The 17,733-nt window shown below is 62.5% G+C and carries 11 protein-coding genes; 7 read left to right on the top strand and 4 right to left on the bottom strand.

Annotated features, from left to right (window positions below):
* Nucleotides 1-5: 5 nt before the first annotated feature.
* Both U0S50_RS12790 and U0S50_RS12785 read right to left on the bottom strand, forming a co-directional pair.
* Complete coding sequence (locus U0S50_RS12790; protein WP_322309146.1) at nucleotides 6-1,592, bottom strand: iron ABC transporter permease; 1,587 nt, start codon at nucleotides 1,590-1,592, stop codon at nucleotides 6-8.
* Nucleotides 1,583-2,608: an extracellular solute-binding protein gene (locus tag U0S50_RS12785; protein ID WP_322309260.1), complete on the bottom strand. Its 1,026-nt coding sequence runs from the start codon at nucleotides 2,606-2,608 to the stop codon at nucleotides 1,583-1,585. Before U0S50_RS12785 ends, U0S50_RS12790 begins: the two co-directional genes overlap by 10 nt.
* 238 nt (nucleotides 2,609-2,846) lie before the next feature.
* Here U0S50_RS12785 and U0S50_RS12780 point away from each other — a divergent pair, with 238 nt between their 5' ends.
* The 4 genes from U0S50_RS12780 (at nucleotide 2,847) to U0S50_RS12765 (ending at nucleotide 7,682) form a co-directional block, all read left to right on the top strand.
* A complete protein-coding gene (locus U0S50_RS12780) occupies nucleotides 2,847-5,150 on the top strand; it encodes a TonB-dependent receptor (protein ID WP_322309259.1) in 2,304 nt (767 codons plus the stop codon).
* 62 nt (nucleotides 5,151-5,212) lie between these two features.
* The gene (locus U0S50_RS12775; RefSeq protein WP_322309145.1) at nucleotides 5,213-5,893 is read left to right on the top strand and encodes a Fe2+-dependent dioxygenase; all 681 of its coding nucleotides are present in this window, start codon (nucleotides 5,213-5,215) and stop codon (nucleotides 5,891-5,893) included.
* Nucleotides 5,890-6,987 carry an alpha-hydroxy acid oxidase gene (locus U0S50_RS12770; RefSeq protein WP_322309144.1) on the top strand — a complete coding sequence of 366 codons (1,098 nt, stop codon included), beginning with the start codon at nucleotides 5,890-5,892 and terminating at the stop codon, nucleotides 6,985-6,987. Before U0S50_RS12775 ends, U0S50_RS12770 begins: the two co-directional genes overlap by 4 nt.
* Complete coding sequence (locus tag U0S50_RS12765) at nucleotides 6,984-7,682, top strand: energy transducer TonB (RefSeq protein WP_322309143.1); 699 nt, start codon at nucleotides 6,984-6,986, stop codon at nucleotides 7,680-7,682. The genes U0S50_RS12770 and U0S50_RS12765 overlap by 4 nt, the downstream gene beginning before the upstream one ends.
* Before the next feature lie 3 nt (nucleotides 7,683-7,685).
* Here the strand turns inward: U0S50_RS12765 and U0S50_RS12760 are convergent, their stop codons facing one another.
* Nucleotides 7,686-8,294: a TetR/AcrR family transcriptional regulator gene (locus tag U0S50_RS12760; protein ID WP_322309142.1), complete on the bottom strand. Its 609-nt coding sequence runs from the start codon at nucleotides 8,292-8,294 to the stop codon at nucleotides 7,686-7,688.
* 162 nt (nucleotides 8,295-8,456) lie between these two features.
* Between U0S50_RS12760 and U0S50_RS12755 the strand changes: the two genes are divergently transcribed.
* From U0S50_RS12755 to U0S50_RS12745, 3 genes are all read left to right on the top strand, one after another.
* Nucleotides 8,457-10,754, top strand: a complete 2,298-nt coding sequence (locus U0S50_RS12755; protein WP_322309141.1) for a TonB-dependent receptor — start codon at nucleotides 8,457-8,459, stop codon at nucleotides 10,752-10,754.
* 14 nt (nucleotides 10,755-10,768) lie between these two features.
* The gene (locus U0S50_RS12750; protein WP_322309140.1) at nucleotides 10,769-11,629 is read left to right on the top strand and encodes an alpha/beta fold hydrolase; all 861 of its coding nucleotides are present in this window, start codon (nucleotides 10,769-10,771) and stop codon (nucleotides 11,627-11,629) included.
* A 205-nt stretch (nucleotides 11,630-11,834) separates the two neighbouring features.
* Nucleotides 11,835-14,468, top strand: a complete 2,634-nt coding sequence (locus U0S50_RS12745; RefSeq protein ID WP_322309139.1) for a TonB-dependent receptor — start codon at nucleotides 11,835-11,837, stop codon at nucleotides 14,466-14,468.
* A 109-nt stretch (nucleotides 14,469-14,577) separates the two neighbouring features.
* Here U0S50_RS12745 and U0S50_RS12740 read toward each other — a convergent pair whose 3' ends face one another.
* Nucleotides 14,578-17,604 carry a TonB-dependent receptor gene (locus tag U0S50_RS12740; RefSeq protein ID WP_322309138.1) on the bottom strand — a complete coding sequence of 1,009 codons (3,027 nt, stop codon included), beginning with the start codon at nucleotides 17,602-17,604 and terminating at the stop codon, nucleotides 14,578-14,580.
* Nucleotides 17,605-17,733: the final 129 nt, after the last annotated feature.

Genomic DNA, 17,733 nt, shown 5'->3' with positions numbered 1-17,733 from the left:
CTTGCCTAGGCCCCGGGGCGCGCGTGCGCAATCCGCCGCGTCAGCCAGATGACGGCGGGCAGCGATAGCAGGATGATCAGGATCGAGGGCAGGCCAGCCTGTCCCAACCGTTCGTCGAGTGCATAATTGTTGGCAATCACCGCCAGCGTATCAAAATCAAAGGGGCGCAGGATCAGCGTCGCGGGCAGTTCCTTCAATATGTCGATCAGGATGATCAGCCCGGCGGTCATCATCGCGCCGCGCGCGACAGGCAGCTCGACGGCGAGAGCGGCTCCGGATTCGGTTCGGCCGAGCGTGCGCGCGGCGTGGCGCATCGACGGCGTTACGCGCGCCAGGCCGGCGTCGATGGGCTCGAGTGCCGCGGCCATCAAACGTGCGGCATAGGCAAGGATCAGCAACATGATGGCGATGACAGCTCCCGATCCGGGGGCGAGGTTCCAGATCACGCCGGCAGGGGCGAGGAGTCCGATCGCCATCACGGCGCCCGGGGTTGCATAGCCCAGGCTGGCGACGCGGGCGGCGAGCGGCAGATGGCGGGTGCCGATCGCCAGCATGGTGGCAAGCGCGACGGTAACGGCGGCTCCGGCCAGGCCCAGGAAAAGGCTGTTGCGTGTCGCGCCGATCAGCCGGGCCCAATCGGGACTGGCCTGTCCCAGGTTCCACGCGAGCCATCCCACCGGAAGGACCAGCCCCGCGGATAACAGCATCAGGCAGAAGGCAAAGGCGAGCCACCGGGCCGCGCTGCCGAGCGGTTCTGGATCGAGTGCGCGCCAGCGGGCCTTGCCGCCTTCATGCGTTTGTCCCTTGCGTCCTGCGCGCTCGATCCACAGGAGCAGCGCGGCGGCGGCGAGCAGGGGGAGGGCAAAGCGCGCCGCGCTGACGGTCGAGCCATAGACTGACCAGGCGCGCACGACACCGGTGGTCAACGTCTGCACGCTCAAGAACTGGACCGCGCCATAATCGGCGAGCGTTTCCATGACGGCGAGTGCGGTTCCGGCGGCGAGCGCGGGGCGCGCCATCGGCAGTGCAATTCGCCATAGGGCCGCCCGTCCGCTGCATCCCAGCATCCGCGCCGCTTCCAGCACATTGACCGATTGGTTCAGGAAAGCGGCCCGCATGGCCAGATAGACATAGGGGTAGAAGGCCGCAGAGAGGATGAAGGCCGCGCCGCCGATGCTGCGCATTTCGAAGGGCAGGTCGTGGCCGGTCGCATCGCGCAGGCCGGTGCGCAGCGCGCCCGCCACGTCGAACAGATCGGCGTAGCCATAGGCCAGGGCAAAGGCCGGCACCGCGAGCGGCAGCGCGAGCGCCCAGGCAAAGTGGTTGCGGCCAGGAAAATGGTACATCACCACCAGCCAAGCCGCGAGTGTCCCGGCCGCGGCCGTGATGATGCCGACGAGCAGGGCGAGCCAGGCAGAGGTCAGCGCATAGCGCGCGATGTCGCGTGCCGCGATATCGGCGGTCTCGGTGCCCAAGGCCGCCAGGATGACGCCGACGAGCGGCATCGCAACCGCCAGCCCGGCCAAAGCGGCCAGGCTGGCGGTCAGCGACAATCGTCTTTGGCGAAGGAAGGTGGCTGGTGTCAGCGCCAACCCGCCGCGCTCATCAGCGACTGTGCCTCCGGTTGCCGCGCGGCAAATGCTGCAACATTCATCGGGTTGGCGACGAAGTTTGCATAGGCATCGACGGGCGGCGGGGCGGCGACATCGGGTGACGCCGGAAACTCGTTGTTATTTGCCGATATATGCTTTTGCGAATCCGCCGAGGCGAAGAATTCCAGCAGCTTGACCGCATTATCCTTGTTCGGCGCATTCTTTGCGATGCCGCCGCCCGAAATATTCACATGCGCGCCTTTTCCGCCCAAGGTCGGGAAGGCAAGCTTGACCTTTTCGGTCACTTGCCGGTCCTTGGCATCATCGCCGCTGGCAAGGCGGATATAATAATAGCTGTTGGTGATGGCGACTTCGCAGACCCCGGCGCCGACCGCGCGAATCTGGTCGCGATCGCCGCCTTCGGGGGCACGCGCCATATTGGCGACGATGCCCTTGGCCCATTCGCCGGTTTTCTCGGGGCCCCAGCTTTCGATTAACGCGCCGACGAGCGACAGATTGTAAACGCTGTCCGACGAACGAACGCAGATCTTGCCCTTGAAGCGCGGGGTGGCGAGCTTGGCATAATCGTCAATCTCTTCCGGCTTCACCTTGGCTGCATCATAGGCAACGACGCGGGCGCGGCGGGTGAAGCCGTACCAATTGCCGCCCGGTTCGCGCAGGTTGGCGGGGATGCGTTCGTTGAGCGTGGCCGACTGGATCGGCTGGAACAGGCCTGCCTGCTGGGCACGCCACAGCGCGCCGGCGTCGGCGGTGATGAACAGGTCGGCGGGGCTGTTCGCGCCTTCGCTTTTCATGCGCGCGACCATTTCGTCGGCCTTGCCTTCGATGCGATTGATCTTGATCCCGGTTTCCTTGGTGAACCGGTCGTAGAGCGCTTGATCGCTATCGTAATGGCGGGCGGTGTACAGGTTGACGACCTGACCGTCCGCTTCCTTGTCCTGGCCCGAACATCCGGTCAAAACCGCCGCACCTGCTAGCGTGGCCGCCCATATCATCGTCCGCACATCATCATCCTTTGTTGCTGCGTTCGAAACCGGCCTAGCAGTATTGCGAACCATTCTCAACATGCCTTGCGGATATTTTTGTGAAGGCTTGTCGCCATCGCGCTTCCATGGGTGTGGTGGGGCGGGATCGCGGCACGGGGGTTGACAGGCACCCCAGAAACGCCTTTAGGCCCGCCTTGCTATTGCGAGTGATTATTATTCCTAAATGAAGGGTGAAGACGTGACCGATATGAAGAACAGCGATCGCGGAGCAGTGCAGGCAGTCGCAGCCGCGTCGCCCAGCGCATTGTTGGCGCTTGGTTGTTTCGGCCTGATGGCGGGGGCCAGCCCGGCGATGGCGCAAGAAGAGCCGCGACTCGGCGGCGTGACGGTCACGGACACCGCAATAGATGACAGCTATGCACGCAGCGAAACTCAGTCGGACAAAGCGACCGCTGCCCTGGTCGATACCCCGCAAACGGTCAGCGTCGTTTCGCAGGAATTGATCCGCGATCGCGGTGCCCGTACCCTGGCCGAAGTGCTTCGCAACACGCCCGGGATCAGCTTTGATGCCGGCGAGAATGGCTTTGGCACCTCTACCAACAATTTCACGCTGCGTGGTTTCGACAGCAGCGGCAGCGTGTTCGTCGACAATGCCCGCGATTCGGGCAGCTATGCGCGTGACGTCTTCAACATCGATTCGGTCGAGGTGGTGAAGGGCGCCGCCGCCGACAATGGTCGCGGCAACGCCGGTGGCTATGTGAACATCAACACCAAAAAGCCGCTGCTCGACGCCTTCGTCGCGGGCGATATCAGCCTGGGCTTTGACCAATATGGCAGTCGCGCGCGCAAGCGCGGGGCCATCGATGTCAACCAGCCGCTCGGCGGCACTGCGGCGATCCGCCTCAACGCGGTGGTGGAGGACAGCGGTGTTCCGGGGCGTGATCTGGCGCGTAACAAGCTGTGGGGTTTTGCGCCGTCGATTGCGGTGGGGCTAGGCACCAATTTGCGCGCTACCTTGTCCTGGGAGCATGTCGAGCGGGACGACCGGCCCGACTGGGGCGTTCCCGGCGCGACGATTCGCGGTCTGTTCCGCCACGACCCCGCTGCCGAACGGGCGCCGCGCGATGCCTATTATGGACTGCGGAGCGATTTCGATGACGCGACGAGTGATGCTGTGCTTGGCCGTCTCGAATATGAACCCTTCACAGGATTTGTCGTGGCCAACCAGACGCGCTGGTCGCGGGTTGATCGCCGCGCACGCTTTACCATCCCGCGTGCCTTTGTTGCACCGAGTACGGCAACCAGCAGCACGCTTTTTTACGACCGAGAGAATGAAAGCCTGACGAACCTCACCTCGCTGAACGCGCAGTTTAGCACCGGTGCGCTCCGCCATTCGGTCGCGGCTGGGGTGGAACTGAGCTGGGAAAAGTCCAATGCCCTGCGCTTTGGCCTGGCAACGCCTGCCGATACCGACATCTTCAATCCCGATCCGGAACGCAGCGGCGCGGCCGCCTTCTCGCCGACGCAGCGGGCGCGCGCCGACATTGAAACCTTTGCGGTCTATCTGTTCGACACAATCTCGATCGGCGACCGGTTCCAGATCACCGCCGGGGTCAGGGGAGAGGGCTATCGCGTCGAACTCGACAGCCGCGAACTGGACGGCACGCCGACCGGCGCGTTCGACAACTTCCGCCAATCGCCGTTCACCTGGAGCGGCAAGGTCGGGCTGACGTGGAAGCCGGTGGAGAACGCCAGCCTTTATGCGTCGTTCGGCACTTCGACCCTGCCGCCAGGTTCCTATCTGTCGAACTCCGACGCTTCGCGGACCGGCGACAATGTATTCCCCGGCCTGATCGCGGGAGCGAAGCCCGTGCGATCGCATAATTACGAGGTCGGCGCGAAGGTTGACCTGCTCGATGGCGGCCTCTCGCTGACGCTCGCGGGTTTCCGCGGCGAAAAGCGGAACGTGCCCGTGGTCGGCCGCCCCGCTGCCACCGGCAGCAATAGTCTGCAAGGCTATCAGAAGCTGGTCGTCGAGGGCGTCGAATTCGGCGTGAGCGGACAGGTGACGCCCGACTGGAACATTTTTGGCGGCGTCCTGGTGATGGACAGCAAACGCAAGCTTAGCGACGCGATGGAGGCCGCGCTCGGCTTTGGCAATTCCGGCGACTATAGCGCCGCATTCCCGGCGTCGGGCCTGAACGGTGACCGGCTGGCCTTTACGCCCAATGTTTCGGCCACATTGTGGACGACCTATCGCTTGCCGTTCGGACTGACGGTAGGCGGCGGGGTCCAGCATGCCGGATCGTCCTACCTTGGCCGCCCGGATGACGCGCTGCGCGTCATACCCAATGGTTTTTATGGCAAGTTGCCGGCTTATACGCTGGTAAACGCGATGTTGTCCTATGACGTGACCGATGCAATCAACTTGCGTCTCAATATCGACAATATTGCTAATGAGAAGTATGCGCTGACAACCAACTGGAACGGAACCCGTGCCAGCCTGGGGGCGCCGCGCACATATCTGATCAGTGCGGGCTTTCGCTTCTAGGGTCCGGTCGGCGCCCCGCGCGTCGCCCGGCGGGCCGGGCACGCGGGGACGGAGGCAAAAGAATGTTCATCGAGATTCCGGCGCTGTTCTCACCCCAGGAGGTAGCCGGAATCCGTGAGCGGCTGGAACAGGCGGGCTGGCGCGATGGTACAGGAACCGCCGGGCCGGTCGCGGCAAAAGCCAAAAGCAATTTGCAGCTCGCCGATGACGATCCGCTGGGAGCCGAGGTGGGCGCGGCGATCGTCGCACGGCTGGCGGCGACGCCGCGTTTCGTTGCGGCTGCGCTGCCGCTGCGCATTCTGCCTCCGCGCTTCAATTGCTATGCTGGCGGCGGCGCCTATGGGCGCCACATCGACGCCGCGATCTTTGGCGTGCCGGGATCTCCTGAACGGGTGCGCAGCGACCTGTCGGCCACCCTCTTCCTCAGCGATCCCGACAGCTATGACGGCGGCGAACTGGTCGCGGAATTCGGCATGGTGCGCGAGCGTATCAAGCTGCCAGCCGGACATCTGCTGCTTTACCCGTCGAACTCGCTGCATCAGGTGATGCCGGTGACGCGCGGTGCGCGTTTCGCCTCTTTTTTCTGGATTCAGAGCCTGGTGCGTGACCAGACGAAGCGCTCGGTGCTTCTCCAACTGGATGAAAGCATCCAGGCGCTTGCCGCTATAGAGGCGGCGGGGGAAGAGGTCGTCCGCCTGACCGGCGTCTATCACAATCTGCTGCGCGAATGGGCCGCGACATGACGTCGCCGCCGCTTGTCCAGATTCCGCCGCATGTCGCCGCTGTTTGCGATTATGAGGAGCTTGCGCGCGAGCGGATGAACAAGGGCGCCTGGGCCTATTTTGCGGGCGGCGCGGGCGACGAATGGACCCTGCGTGAAAATCGCGCGGCCTTTGACCGCCTGCCGCTGCGTTCGCGGGTGCTGCGTGACCTGTCGGCCGCCACGACCCATACCCGCCTGCTTGGTTGCGACATGGCGGCGCCGATCCTGCTAGCCCCCGTCGCCTATCAGCGCATCGCGCATCCCGACGGCGAACTGGCAAGTGTGGCGGCGGCTGGCGCGCTTGATATTGCGATGGTCGTCAGCACCCAGGCGAGCATCCGGCTTGAGGACATTGCGGCTGCCGCCGCTGCGCCATTATGGTTCCAGCTCTATATTCAGCCCGACCGCGATTTCACCGCGGCGCTGGTCGCGCGGGCCGAGGCCGCAGGATATCGCGCGCTGGTCGTCACCGTCGACGCGCCGGTCAACGGTATGCGCTATGCCGAACAGCGCGCCGGATTTGCGTTGCCGACGGGCGTGGAGGCGGTCAATCTGGCCGGAATGCGGCGTTTGCCGCCCGGCCCGCCGGAAGCCTTGCTGTTCGGAACCCCGCTCGCCGCTGCCGCACCGGGATGGGATGCGATTGAATGGCTGCGGGCACAGACCCGGCTGCCAATCCTGTTGAAAGGGATTGTCGATCCCGACGACGCCCGGCGCGCCCTTGACGCCGGTGCGGATGCCATCGTTGTGTCGAACCATGGCGGCCGCGCGCTCGACGGTGTTGCCGCAGCAATCGACCTGCTGCCGCCCGTGGCCAAAGCCGTGGCGGGGGCGGTTCCCCTGCTCGTGGATGGCGGGATACGGCGCGGAACCGATGTGCTGCGGGCACTGGCACTGGGCGCCGATGCTGTGATGGTCGGACGCGCGCCGCTGTTCGGTCTTGCGGCGGCGGGGGCCATGGGGGTTGCCCATGTGCTGCGTCTGCTGCGCGGCGAACTCGAACTGGCGATGGCGCTGACGGGCTGCCCCGACATCGGGTCGATCGATCGGTCCATCCTGGCGAGGGGTGTATGAAGCATATCCGGATCGATCCGATTGACCGGCGGGCGGCATCGGCGCGTTATGAAGGACGACGGGGGCTCGATCCCGTATCGGCGGGATTGGTCGCGCTGATTACGGTGGGCCTGCTGACCCCGCTGATCGTGCAGCGTGCACTTCCCGAAGCGAAACTGGCGCCGCCGCGCATGGTTGTCTTGAACCTCGACGTGCCGCCGCCCCCTCCGCCGCCGGAAACGCCGCCACCGCCGCGGGTCGAGCCGGTGCCGCCACCCGCCGCGGTTCATGTTCCCGTTCCGCGTGTTGCCTTGCCTTCCCCCGTACCCCAGCCGGTCAAGGTCCAGCCCGAACCGGTGCCACCGGCATCGACGCCGAATGAAGGGCCCGCTGTTCCCGCGGCATCCGCCGCAGTGGCGCCGCCGACCCCGGTTGCCGCTGGCGACCTGTCGGCGACGATGGTTCACGCGCCGCCGCCGCGTTATCCGCGTGAATCACGGCGGTTGCGAGAACAGGGAACGGTGGTGTTGCGGGTTTTGCTGGGTGCCGACGGAAAGGTCGCCGACATCGGTGTGGCCAAAAGCAGCGGTCACGGCCGACTCGATGCGGCCGCGCTTGATGCGGTACGCAAATGGCGCTGGCGCCCGACCCTGCGTCAGGGCGAACCGGTGCAGGTTCGCGGGTCGGTCGAAATCCCCTTTGTCCTGACCAACTAGAGGTCAGGGCGCGGACAGAATGGCCGAGCACATATCGCGCATCGTGGCGCGGTCGCCCGACAGCACCGTGTCACCGATCACGAAGGTATAGATCAGGAAGGCGCGCGCGCGCGCCTGATCCTGGGCAAAGCCGTTGGCACGCAACACCGACTCGAAATAGGTCAGACGATGACGATCGATTTCGGCCAGCGCGGCGGCCGGGCGGGGGTCGGTCAGTGCCCAGGTTCGCATCGCGATCTCGACCCAGGCGCCGGTTCGAGCCCGGTCGGTCTGCGAAATGGTGAACAGGCGCAACAACCGGTCTCCAGGGCTGCCGTCCATTGCCCCCAATTCGGCTACCAGGCCGATCGACGTGCGCTGGCGCCAATATTCAACCAGCGCATCCAGAAAGATCTCTCGATTGTCGAAGCGGGCATAAAATGTCCCTTTCGTTACGCCCATCCGCTCCGCGAGCAGGTCGATGCGGACGGATTCCACGCCGCCGATCGCAAGCTGCTCCAGCGCTGCAATGAACCAGCTTTCCGCCGAAATTTTGGGCTTGGGCCCGCGCTTGCCCGCAGCCGGTGCGAGGCCGGCGATATCCGGTTGGGGCGGCAAGGGGGGCAGGGTCATAGTTGCTGCCTATGCCGCTGAGGCGCCGTGGTCAACGCGCGTATGAAAAACAGGTTCGACATGGGATCAAAATTCGATGATTCATCATATTGACCGGAATGATTTTGAACATTAACTCATACTATATAGTATCAATTAAAATGAATGAAGGGGAGAGGCGCGATGGGCGACGGTAAGGCGATGTGGCGTGTGTTGTTGGCGGGAACCGCTTTTTGCGGCGTATCGACGGCTGTTCAAGCGCAGGATGCGGAGCCGACGGCTCCGGGGGCGGTGCAGGTCGAGGAAATCGTCGTCACCGCGCGGCGGCGCGAGGAGAGCCTGCAGGATGTCCCGATTTCCGTCACCGCTTTCAGCGGGGACGCGCTCGACCAGCAGGGGGCGCCGGATATTACAGCGCTTCAGCGCTCGACCCCGAATTTGACGATGCAGGTGTCGCGCGGCACCAATTCGACACTGACGGCGTTTATTCGCGGGATTGGGCAGCAGGACCCCCTGTGGGGCTTTGAACCCGGCGTCGGCTTGTATGTCGATGATGTCTATGTCGCGCGGCCACAGGGGGCAGTGCTCGACATTTTCGATATCGAGCGGATCGAGGTGCTGCGCGGACCGCAGGGTACGCTTTATGGCCGGAACACGATCGGCGGCGCTGTCAAATATGTCACCAAACGACTGGGGCATGATGTCAGCGGGAAAATTCGCGGCGAATATGGGCGCTTCAACGAATATAATCTGGTGGCTTCGGTTGCCGTTCCGGTTTCTGACGCGATTTCGGTGGGCGGGGCTTTCGCCTGGTACAACCGCGATGGCTATGGAAGGAATTATTTCACCGGGGCGGACACGAACAACAAGGATGTGATCGCCGGGCGCCTTTCGGTCGAACTGGCGCCTTCGGACGACGTCTTCGTTCGTCTGGCGGCCGATCGGACAGAGGATCGCTCGAACGCCAACCATGGCCATCGCGAAATTCGCGAACCGAACAGTGGAACGCCGGTGCTGGCTGGCAAATATGACACTTTCGCCGGGGTAGGCGATCGGAACAAGGTCGTTACCCAGGGGATTTCTCTGACTGGTGAATGGCAGGTGTCGGACGCGGTGCGTCTGAAATCGATCACGGCCTATCGCGACGGCTATACCGAGGGGGCGGGGATCGACTTCGACGGTACGCCGCAGCCCTTTCTCGACATCGTCGCGGCCGGCAAGGTCTATCAGGACCATCAGTTCAGCCAGGAGTTGCAGGCGCTGATCGAGGCGGGCCGTGTTCAGGGCGTCGTCGGCGTCTATTATCTCGATTCGACGGCGCAGGGTGCGTTCGACACGATCCTGGGGCGCGGACTGGTGCCTGAAGCCATTCTGGTGCCGAGGCCGTCGGCTGCGACCGCGCTGACCCAGCTGACCAGCGGATCGGTGGATACCAAGAGCTTTGCGATTTTTGGCGACGTGAATTTTGACCTGTCCGACCGATTGAAGCTGTCGGTCGGTGCGCGCTGGACCCGCGACCGTAAGGAGGGAGAGGTGTTCAAGGCGAATTACCTCGGCACGATCGGTAGCCCGCTTGTGAAGCCCTATGTCCCGGTGCTGCCGCCGCCGTTCAACGTGCCCCAGATACTGACCGACTATCGCGAAGCGCGGACGTTCAACGAATTTACCCCGCGCGTCAGCCTGACGTACAAGGCGAGCGACGATGTCAATATTTACGCCGCATATGGCCGCGGTTTCAAATCGGGCGGGTTCGATATGCGCGGCGACGCGACCGCGACCCCGAGCACGCGCGATGGCTATGATTCCGAAATCGTCGATTCCTATGAAGTGGGATTGAAAGGCGATTTCCTGGACGGTCAGCTGCGCCTGAACACAGCATTTTTCTATACGGACTATCAGGGCCAGCAAGTGACGACCCAGGTGCCCAAGGTTACGCCCCCGCCGGGCGTGGTCAGCTTTGTCGACAATGTCGGCAGCTCGCGCATCTATGGTCTGGAACTCGAAGCGGCGGCGGTCCTCAGCCGCAATTTCAGCGCGAATGTCAGCTTTGGCTACATCAACGCGAAGTTCAACGAATTCCTGGTCTATGATCTGGCGACGGGCAAGACGGTGGACGTCGCCGACCTGCGGCGGTTCCAGAATACGCCCAAGTTTACCGGCAGCATTTCGGTCAACTGGCAGGGCGATTTCGCGGGCGGCCGGATCGCCGTGCAGCCGTCGCTGTCGATGCGCAGCGACGTTCACCTGTTCGAAGTGCCGATTCCGTCGATCGACCAGGATGGTTTCGAACTGGTTGACCTCAGCGTCACCTGGACATCGGACGATGATCATTGGCGCTTTGGCGTCCATGGCCGCAACCTGTTCGATGTGCGCTATCGCACCGGCGGATATAATTTCCCGTCGAACCAATTTGGTCAGTCGGTGATCGGGTTTTACGGGCCGCCGCGTACCGTCCGCTTTTCGGCGGAATATCGGTTCTGACCATGGCGGATTTCGTGGAACGCCGCTGGCGTGCGGCCGACGGCATTTCGCTATACGCCCGTGATTATTCGGCCGATGCGGGGGACGCGCGGCTTCCGGTGATCTGCATTCATGGCCTGACCCGCAACAGCCGTGATTTCGAGGAAGTGGCGCCGATGATCGCGGCGCAGGGGCGGCGCGTGCTGGCGGTCGATGTCCGCGGACGCGGCCGTTCGCAGCGCAGCCCCGATCCCATGCAATATCGCCCGCCCGTCTATGCCCGCGATATGCTGGCGATGATGGATGATCTGGGAATCGCCCGCGCCCATTTCCTGGGTACGTCGATGGGCGGGTTGATCACGATGATGGTCGCGATGTTCCGCTCGCGGGCGGTCGCCGGCGCGATACTGAACGATATCGGGCCGGAGATTGCGAAAGAAGGGTTGGCGCGAATTGCGGGCTATGCCGGCGATGTGCCCGTGATCCGCGATTGGGACGACGCGGCGGCCTATCTGAAGCGGGTCAGCGCCGCCGCCTTTCCAGATCTGTCGGACACCGAATGGCGCAGCCTGGCGGAGCGCGGATTTGTTGTCGACGAAGCTGAAGCCATCGTCGCCGATTATGACGCGGCGATCGCTGCGCCGATCAAGGCCAAGCCGCCCAAACCCCGGTCGTTGCTGGCGTGGCTGTTGTTCCTGAACCTGGCGCGCAGGCGGCCTGTCCTGCTGCTGCGCGGGGCTCTGTCCGACATATTGTCGGCCGAAACGGCCGCGAAGATGCAGCGGCGTGCACCGCGTATGCGCTTTACCGAAGTCCCAGGAGTCGGCCATGCGCCGCTCCTGAACGAGGTTGCCGCGGTCGATGCCATCGCGGAATTTCTTGCGGCGCACGAATGACGCTACGGCACGCTAATTAAACTCTCCAAGCCAGCTAACTTACCGTAGCTGTTGCCTTTTTGTCACTAGATAGGCGAAAAGTTAGCTAGCCGCTGACCCCCGATTGACGCGGTGAAAGGGCCGATTACACCGGCCTGCTTGTCGGTCGAATACTCTCCCCCAGATCTTCAGGCGGAGGGATTCTGCCGCTTTGGAGAGAGGATTGATGATGAGTTTGCGGAATATTCTCCTGGGTGCCACTGCCCTGTGTGTCGGCATGACTCCGGTTCATGCTTTCGCTCAGGACGCGGAACCCGCCGCCAATGATACCGACTATGGCAATGAAATCATCGTAACCGCCAGCAAGCGCTCGGAAACGCTGCAGGACACCCCGATCGCCGTTTCGGTAACGACGGCGGCCGAGATACAAAATGCACAGGTCCGCGACCTGATCGACCTGCAATCGGCGGTTCCCAGCCTTCGCGTGTCGCAGCTTCAGTCAAGCGCCAACACCAATTTCATCATCCGCGGTTTCGGCAATGGCGCGAACAATGCCGGGATCGAACCGTCGGTCGGCGTGTTCATCGACGGTGTCTATCGTTCGCGTTCGGCGGCGCAGATCGGCGACCTGCCCAATCTTGAGCGTGTCGAGGTTCTTCGCGGGCCTCAATCCACGCTGTTCGGGAAAAATGCGTCGGCGGGTGTCATCAGCATCGTGACACAGAAGCCGCAGTATGAATTCGGTGGGGCGGTCGAGGCGACGTACGGAAACTATAATGCGATCACCGTAAAGGGCAATGTCACCGGCCCCATCAGCGACACTGTGGCCTTCTCGATCGGCGGCAATTTCAACCGCCGCGACGGTTATGCGCAGGACCTGAACCTCGACAGGGACGTCAATGATCGCAACCGCTGGGGCGTGCGCGGCCAGTTGCTGTTCGAACCGACGGATGCGCTCTCGATCCGTTTGATCGCCGACTATGACAAGATCGATGAAAATTGCTGCATCGCGGGCAATGTCATTGCGGGACCGACGATTTCCATCACCAATGCCATCGTTGGCGGGCCGAGCGTCGATGCCAACAAACCCTTCTCCTACAACGTGTACAATAACGTCCTGTCGTCGAATAATATCAAGAATTATGGCGGGTCGGCGCAGATCGATTACGACCTTGGCAACATGGCGTTGACGTCGATCAGTGCCTATCGTCAGGTTCGCGCGCTGACCAATCAGGATTCCGATTTTACCGCGGCCGACCTGATCGGTGAAAACAGCCAGGATCTGGACATCGACACCTTTACGCAGGAACTGCGCCTGACCTCGGATTTCGATGGTCCGGTGAATTTCCTGGTCGGCGGCTATTATTTCCATGAAAAGATCGATCAGCAGAATGACCTGCGTTTCGGTGCGCATTTCCGCCAATACGGCGATGCGCTGATCCGTGCCGCCAGCGGCAACGCATTGAATGTCGGGATGCTGGAAACCACGCTCGGCTCCCTTGAAGGCAATCCTGGAAAATATACGGGTGCGTTCTTCCGGGCCCGTGACGGCTTCGACGAAGCCTATCGCATGAAAAATACCGCCTGGTCGATTTTCGGAACCGTCGATTTCGACGTCACCGACCGGCTGCGGCTGTCGGTCGGCGCCAACTATACCAAGGATCGCAAGGATTTCTCGACCGATGTGACGAGCAGCGATGTCTTTTCGGGTATCAATCTGGACGCTGCTGCCTATGCGCCTTTCCGCAATCAACTGCTCTTCCAGGGCGGCTTGGCGCAACTTGTCGGCGGCACGCAGGGCCTGAATCTCGGCCGCCCGGCAACGGCGGCGGAAATTGCGGCATTTGCGGGCAGCAATCAGGCCACATTCGCGGCATTGTCCGCCGCTGCGCAGACCAATGCCAACAACAACCAGAACAACCCGGCGGCGAACCCGCTGAACGGCCTCAAGGCCTTTCAGTTCCTGCCGCCGTTCCTGAACGTGCCGAACGCCGTGGAACCCGGCAAGACGCGGGACAGCGATCTCGCGTGGAGCGCGCGCCTGGCCTATGAACTGACCGATACCGTCAATGTCTATGCGACCTATGCGACAGGCTTTAAGGCCAGCTCGGTCAATCTGTCGCGTGACAGCCGACCGCTGGCGGCCGACCTGCCTGCGATCCGCGCGGCGGGGCTTGCGACGCCGAACCTTGTGTCGGGTTCGCGCTTTGCGGCGCCTGAGGAGTCCGAGGTATATGAGGCTGGCCTGAAGGCGCAGTGGTCGGTTGCCGCACTGAACCTTGCGGTGTTCAAACAGTCGATCAAGGGGTTCCAGTCGAACGTGTTCAGCGGCACTGGATTCGTTCTGGTCAATGCTGGCAAACAGTCGACCTTTGGGATCGAGTTTGATGGCTCGGTGCGACCGGTCGACGGGCTGAACCTGACGCTTGCCATGACCTATCTCGATGCCAAGTACGACAGCTTTACGGGGTCGGCCTTCGGCGATCTTTCGGGAAAGAAGCCGGCGGGCGTCCCGGAATTGTCGATGTCGCTCGGCGGAACCTATACCCACGAGTTCGCGGGCGGTACCCGGGCGATCCTGCATGCGGACTATCAGTATGAAAGCCCGACGCAGATTGTCGATGGGCTGCTGGGTCTTCCGGCCAGCATCGCCCAGAATCTGAAGCGCGAGGTCAACCAGCTCAACGCATCCTTTACGCTGGCCCTGACCAACGGGCTGGAAGTCGGTGTGTGGGGACGCAATCTCACCAACGCGCAATATCTGACGACCATCTTCAATGCGGTCGCCCAATCGGGCAGCGTGTCGGGCTATCCCAGCCAGCCGCGCACCTATGGCGGCACGGTTCGCTTCAAATTCTGATCTGGTGGGGCAGGGCGGCCGACTGGCCCTCTGCCCCCCGTTTCGACAAAGGAAAACCCCGGCCCCTCGTGTCGAGAGGCCGGGGTTTTTTCCGTCGATTGCCGGGTGACTAGAATTTCGCGCCGACGCCGATGCCGTAACGGCGCGGTTCCAGCGTGAAGATGTTCGTGAACAGGCCTGACGACTGGTCGGTCACGTAAAGTCCGGTGGTCGAGTTGCTGTCGAACAGGTTCTGGACATAGGCCCGGACGTACCAGCGGTCATTGTCGCCGTTGAGCTGGACCTGTGTGTTGACCTGGGCGTAGCCCTTGATCTTGTTGACATTGCCGTTGAAAATGCTGCCGTAGCTTTCGCCCGTATAGGCAATATCGAAACGCGGTACCAGGCTCATCCCGCTGGCGAAGTCGAACCGGTATTGCGCGCCGGCCGAGAACTTCAGATTGGGCGCCTGCGGCAGTTCGTTGCCCTTGATATTGACCGGAATGCCGGCACTGAACACCTGGACCCCGCCAAAGGCGGCGCCGACGGTGGGCGCTGCTGCTGCCAGAATGCCACAGATGCTGTACGCCCCGGTGGAGGCAATGCCGCCGTCCGCAGGGAAGGGGCTGGTGCCCTGCAGCCCGGCGCCGCCGCGTACACCGTTTCCGGCAAAGGCACCGGCATTGATCAGCGCATTGACCTGATTGACATAGCCATTGACCCCAGCGACGCTGCCCGATGTCGAGGCCACGGCGCAGTTCGACGCATTGGTGATATCCTTGATGATCACCGCGTCAGAGCGTCCGCCACCGAAATCGCGGGTGTTGGAGAAGAAGGTGTCCCCCTTCACCTTGCTTTGCAGATAGCTGAAGCCGATGTTGACCATCATCTTGGGATCAGGACGGATGATGGCTTCCACCTCGGCGCCCCAGATGTCGGCATTGATATTGTCGTTGACCGCCGTGCGTGACACGATCCGGCTGAGCTGAAGGTCCTTATATTTGTAGTAGAAGGCCGTCAGGTTCAGCTGTAGCGCTCCGCCGCCAAAGGTGTTTTTCGAACCGATTTCAAAGGCGTCGACCTGTTCGGGGCGGAAGCTTTCGCGAACGCCCGTGCTGGCCTGAAGCGGCGGATTGATGCCGCCCGATTTATAGCCGCGCGAATAGGAAGCGTAGAGCAGATTGTCTTCGGTCACCTTGAAATCGAGCACCGCACGGCCGGTGAGCTTGTCGAACTTGACCGAGCGTTCCTGGAAAACCTCGCAACCGGCGGCCGATCCGACGGCGCCGACCGGCGATGCCGCGGTACAGGTGGTAAAGGGATCGGCATCGAACAGGGCGGCCAAGGGGCTGTCGTAAATGGTGCCGGTCTGATTGTACGGAACCAGAAGATTGCCGTTCGAGCTTAGCAGGATGGAGCGTGCCTGAACATATTTGCGGTCATTGTTGTACCGTGCGCCGAGTGTGAGCTTCAGGCGGTCGTTGAACTCGAAATAGGCTTCGCCGAACAGGCCGTAGGACTTCAGCGAAAAGTCCGATGTATTGTTCCGGAAGAAGGACTGGCCGAGATGCGCGGGCGGAAGGCCGGCGGCGAAGGTCGAAAAGGACCCCAGAATACCCGAGGCATAGTCAAGGCCGAAGGCGTTGACATAATAGCTGTTTTCCGTCGTGTTCGACCGGGCGTAGATGGCGCCGGCAAGGAAGTTGAACATTCCGTCAAAGTCGCTGTTGAGGATCAGTTCGGCCGACCAGGCATTGCCCGTCTGGTTCGATCGATCATATTGCAGCGCTTGGTCGCTGCAAATGCGGTTGCCGCCATAGGCACCAAGACCCGTGGGATCGGTATCCGACGTGCAGAGCTGGCCTGCGGGGCCGTTGGGCATCAAGGCCGCGGCAATCGGTGCGAAATAGGCGGCCGATCCCGGAACGAATGCCGGGGCCGGGGCGGGAAGTCCGGTCGGGACCCCGTTCGCGGCGAAAAAGGCCAGGGTGTTCAGCGCGCCAGCATAAAGGCTGCGGTCGCCCACCGCGAGGTTGTAGTCGTTGCGCGAGTCGACCTTGATCTTCTGATAGGAACCGGAAAGCTGGGCCGAAAGGCCGCCGAAATCATGCTGGATGCGCCCTTCGAAGGTCAGCTCGCTGGTGAAATATTCGGGCGTGAAGGCGGTGCTTACCGTTCGGGCATCCTCTGGCACCACGGCGTTGTGATAGAAATCGGTGCCATAGAGGCTGCCAAGCGCAAGCGCGGTCGGCAGGCCCTGGATCGCGAACAGCTCGCGCGATGCAAAGATCGACGCCAGCGTTGAATTTCCGTTCGTCGCTGCGGCATCGCGGCGATTGTTGAGACAGCCGAGCACGCCGGTCGGGTCGCGCTGGCACCGCTGTTTCTGGATGCGCAGACGGTCATCCTTTTCGCGGAAATAGGACCCCATGAAATCGACCACCGTGTCGGATGTGGGTTCCCAGCGGAGCGACCCGCGCACCGAATAGAGATCGCGGCCGTCAATCCGGGTGTCGTTGAACAGATTCTTGGTATAGCCGTCGCGGTTGACATAGACCCCCGCAACGCGGGCGGCGAAGGTGTCGCCCAGCGGGATATTGACCATCCCTTTCACCTTGATCGCGTCGTAATTGCCATATTCGGCATCGACGGCGGCCTCGAAGGAGCCCATGCGTGGCTTGGCGGTCACGACGTTGACCACACCCGACGTCGCGCTGCGCCCGAACAAGGTGCCCTGTGGGCCGCGCAGCACTTCGACGCGTTCAAGGTCGAAAAATTCGGTTTCGAAAAGCCGGGTCTGAAACAGCGGTGATCCGTTGAGGTGGATGGCGGTTGCCTGATCGCAGGTGACGCCGACGCACAGATCGCCGATGCCGCGAATGGTGAAGCTGGACGAGGTGAAATTCGTTTTGGTGAAGGTGATATTGGGCAGGGTCAACTGCAGGTCGGAACTGTTCTCGATCTGCTGCGCTTCCAGCGCTTCGCTGGAAAAGGCGCTGACCGCGATCGGCACATCTTGCAACCGTTCGGATTGGCGCTGTGCCGTGACGACGATTTCGCTGCCAAATGCATCGGTATCGCCGCTGCCCTGTGCGTAGGCGGGGGTCGCCACCGCCACGGCGAGAACCGACGTGCCAATCAGTGCCTTGAACTTCATTTATATCCTCCCTCTTTCGGCACCGCGATTGCGGAGCCGCCCAAATGGATTTTCAGGTCATGGGAAGGGACTTCGCCAGATGGTGCGGCCCGTGCAGGGTAAGGGGTGTCGGCCCGGAACCGCCGGGCG

Source organism: Sphingopyxis sp. (assembly GCF_034380315.1).
Classification (GTDB): domain Bacteria; phylum Pseudomonadota; class Alphaproteobacteria; order Sphingomonadales; family Sphingomonadaceae; genus Sphingopyxis.
Note: the sequence above shows the minus strand (reverse complement) of the source record. Positions and strands in the feature narration are given on the sequence as shown.

Excerpts from the sequence above, each read along its gene's own strand:
- U0S50_RS12785 (WP_322309260.1), bottom strand. The coding sequence starts at position 2,608 with ATGATATGGGCGGCCACGCTAGCAGGTGCGGCGGTTTTGACCGGATGT.
- U0S50_RS12780 (WP_322309259.1), top strand. The coding sequence starts at position 2,847 with ATGAAGAACAGCGATCGCGGAGCAGTGCAGGCAGTCGCAGCCGCGTCG.
- U0S50_RS12775 (WP_322309145.1), top strand. The coding sequence starts at position 5,213 with ATGTTCATCGAGATTCCGGCGCTGTTCTCACCCCAGGAGGTAGCCGGA.
- U0S50_RS12770 (WP_322309144.1), top strand. The coding sequence starts at position 5,890 with ATGACGTCGCCGCCGCTTGTCCAGATTCCGCCGCATGTCGCCGCTGTT.
- U0S50_RS12765 (WP_322309143.1), top strand. The coding sequence starts at position 6,984 with ATGAAGCATATCCGGATCGATCCGATTGACCGGCGGGCGGCATCGGCG.
- U0S50_RS12760 (WP_322309142.1), bottom strand. The coding sequence starts at position 8,294 with ATGACCCTGCCCCCCTTGCCGCCCCAACCGGATATCGCCGGCCTCGCA.
- U0S50_RS12755 (WP_322309141.1), top strand. The coding sequence starts at position 8,457 with ATGGGCGACGGTAAGGCGATGTGGCGTGTGTTGTTGGCGGGAACCGCT.
- U0S50_RS12745 (WP_322309139.1), top strand. The coding sequence starts at position 11,835 with ATGATGAGTTTGCGGAATATTCTCCTGGGTGCCACTGCCCTGTGTGTC.
- U0S50_RS12740 (WP_322309138.1), bottom strand. The coding sequence starts at position 17,604 with ATGAAGTTCAAGGCACTGATTGGCACGTCGGTTCTCGCCGTGGCGGTG.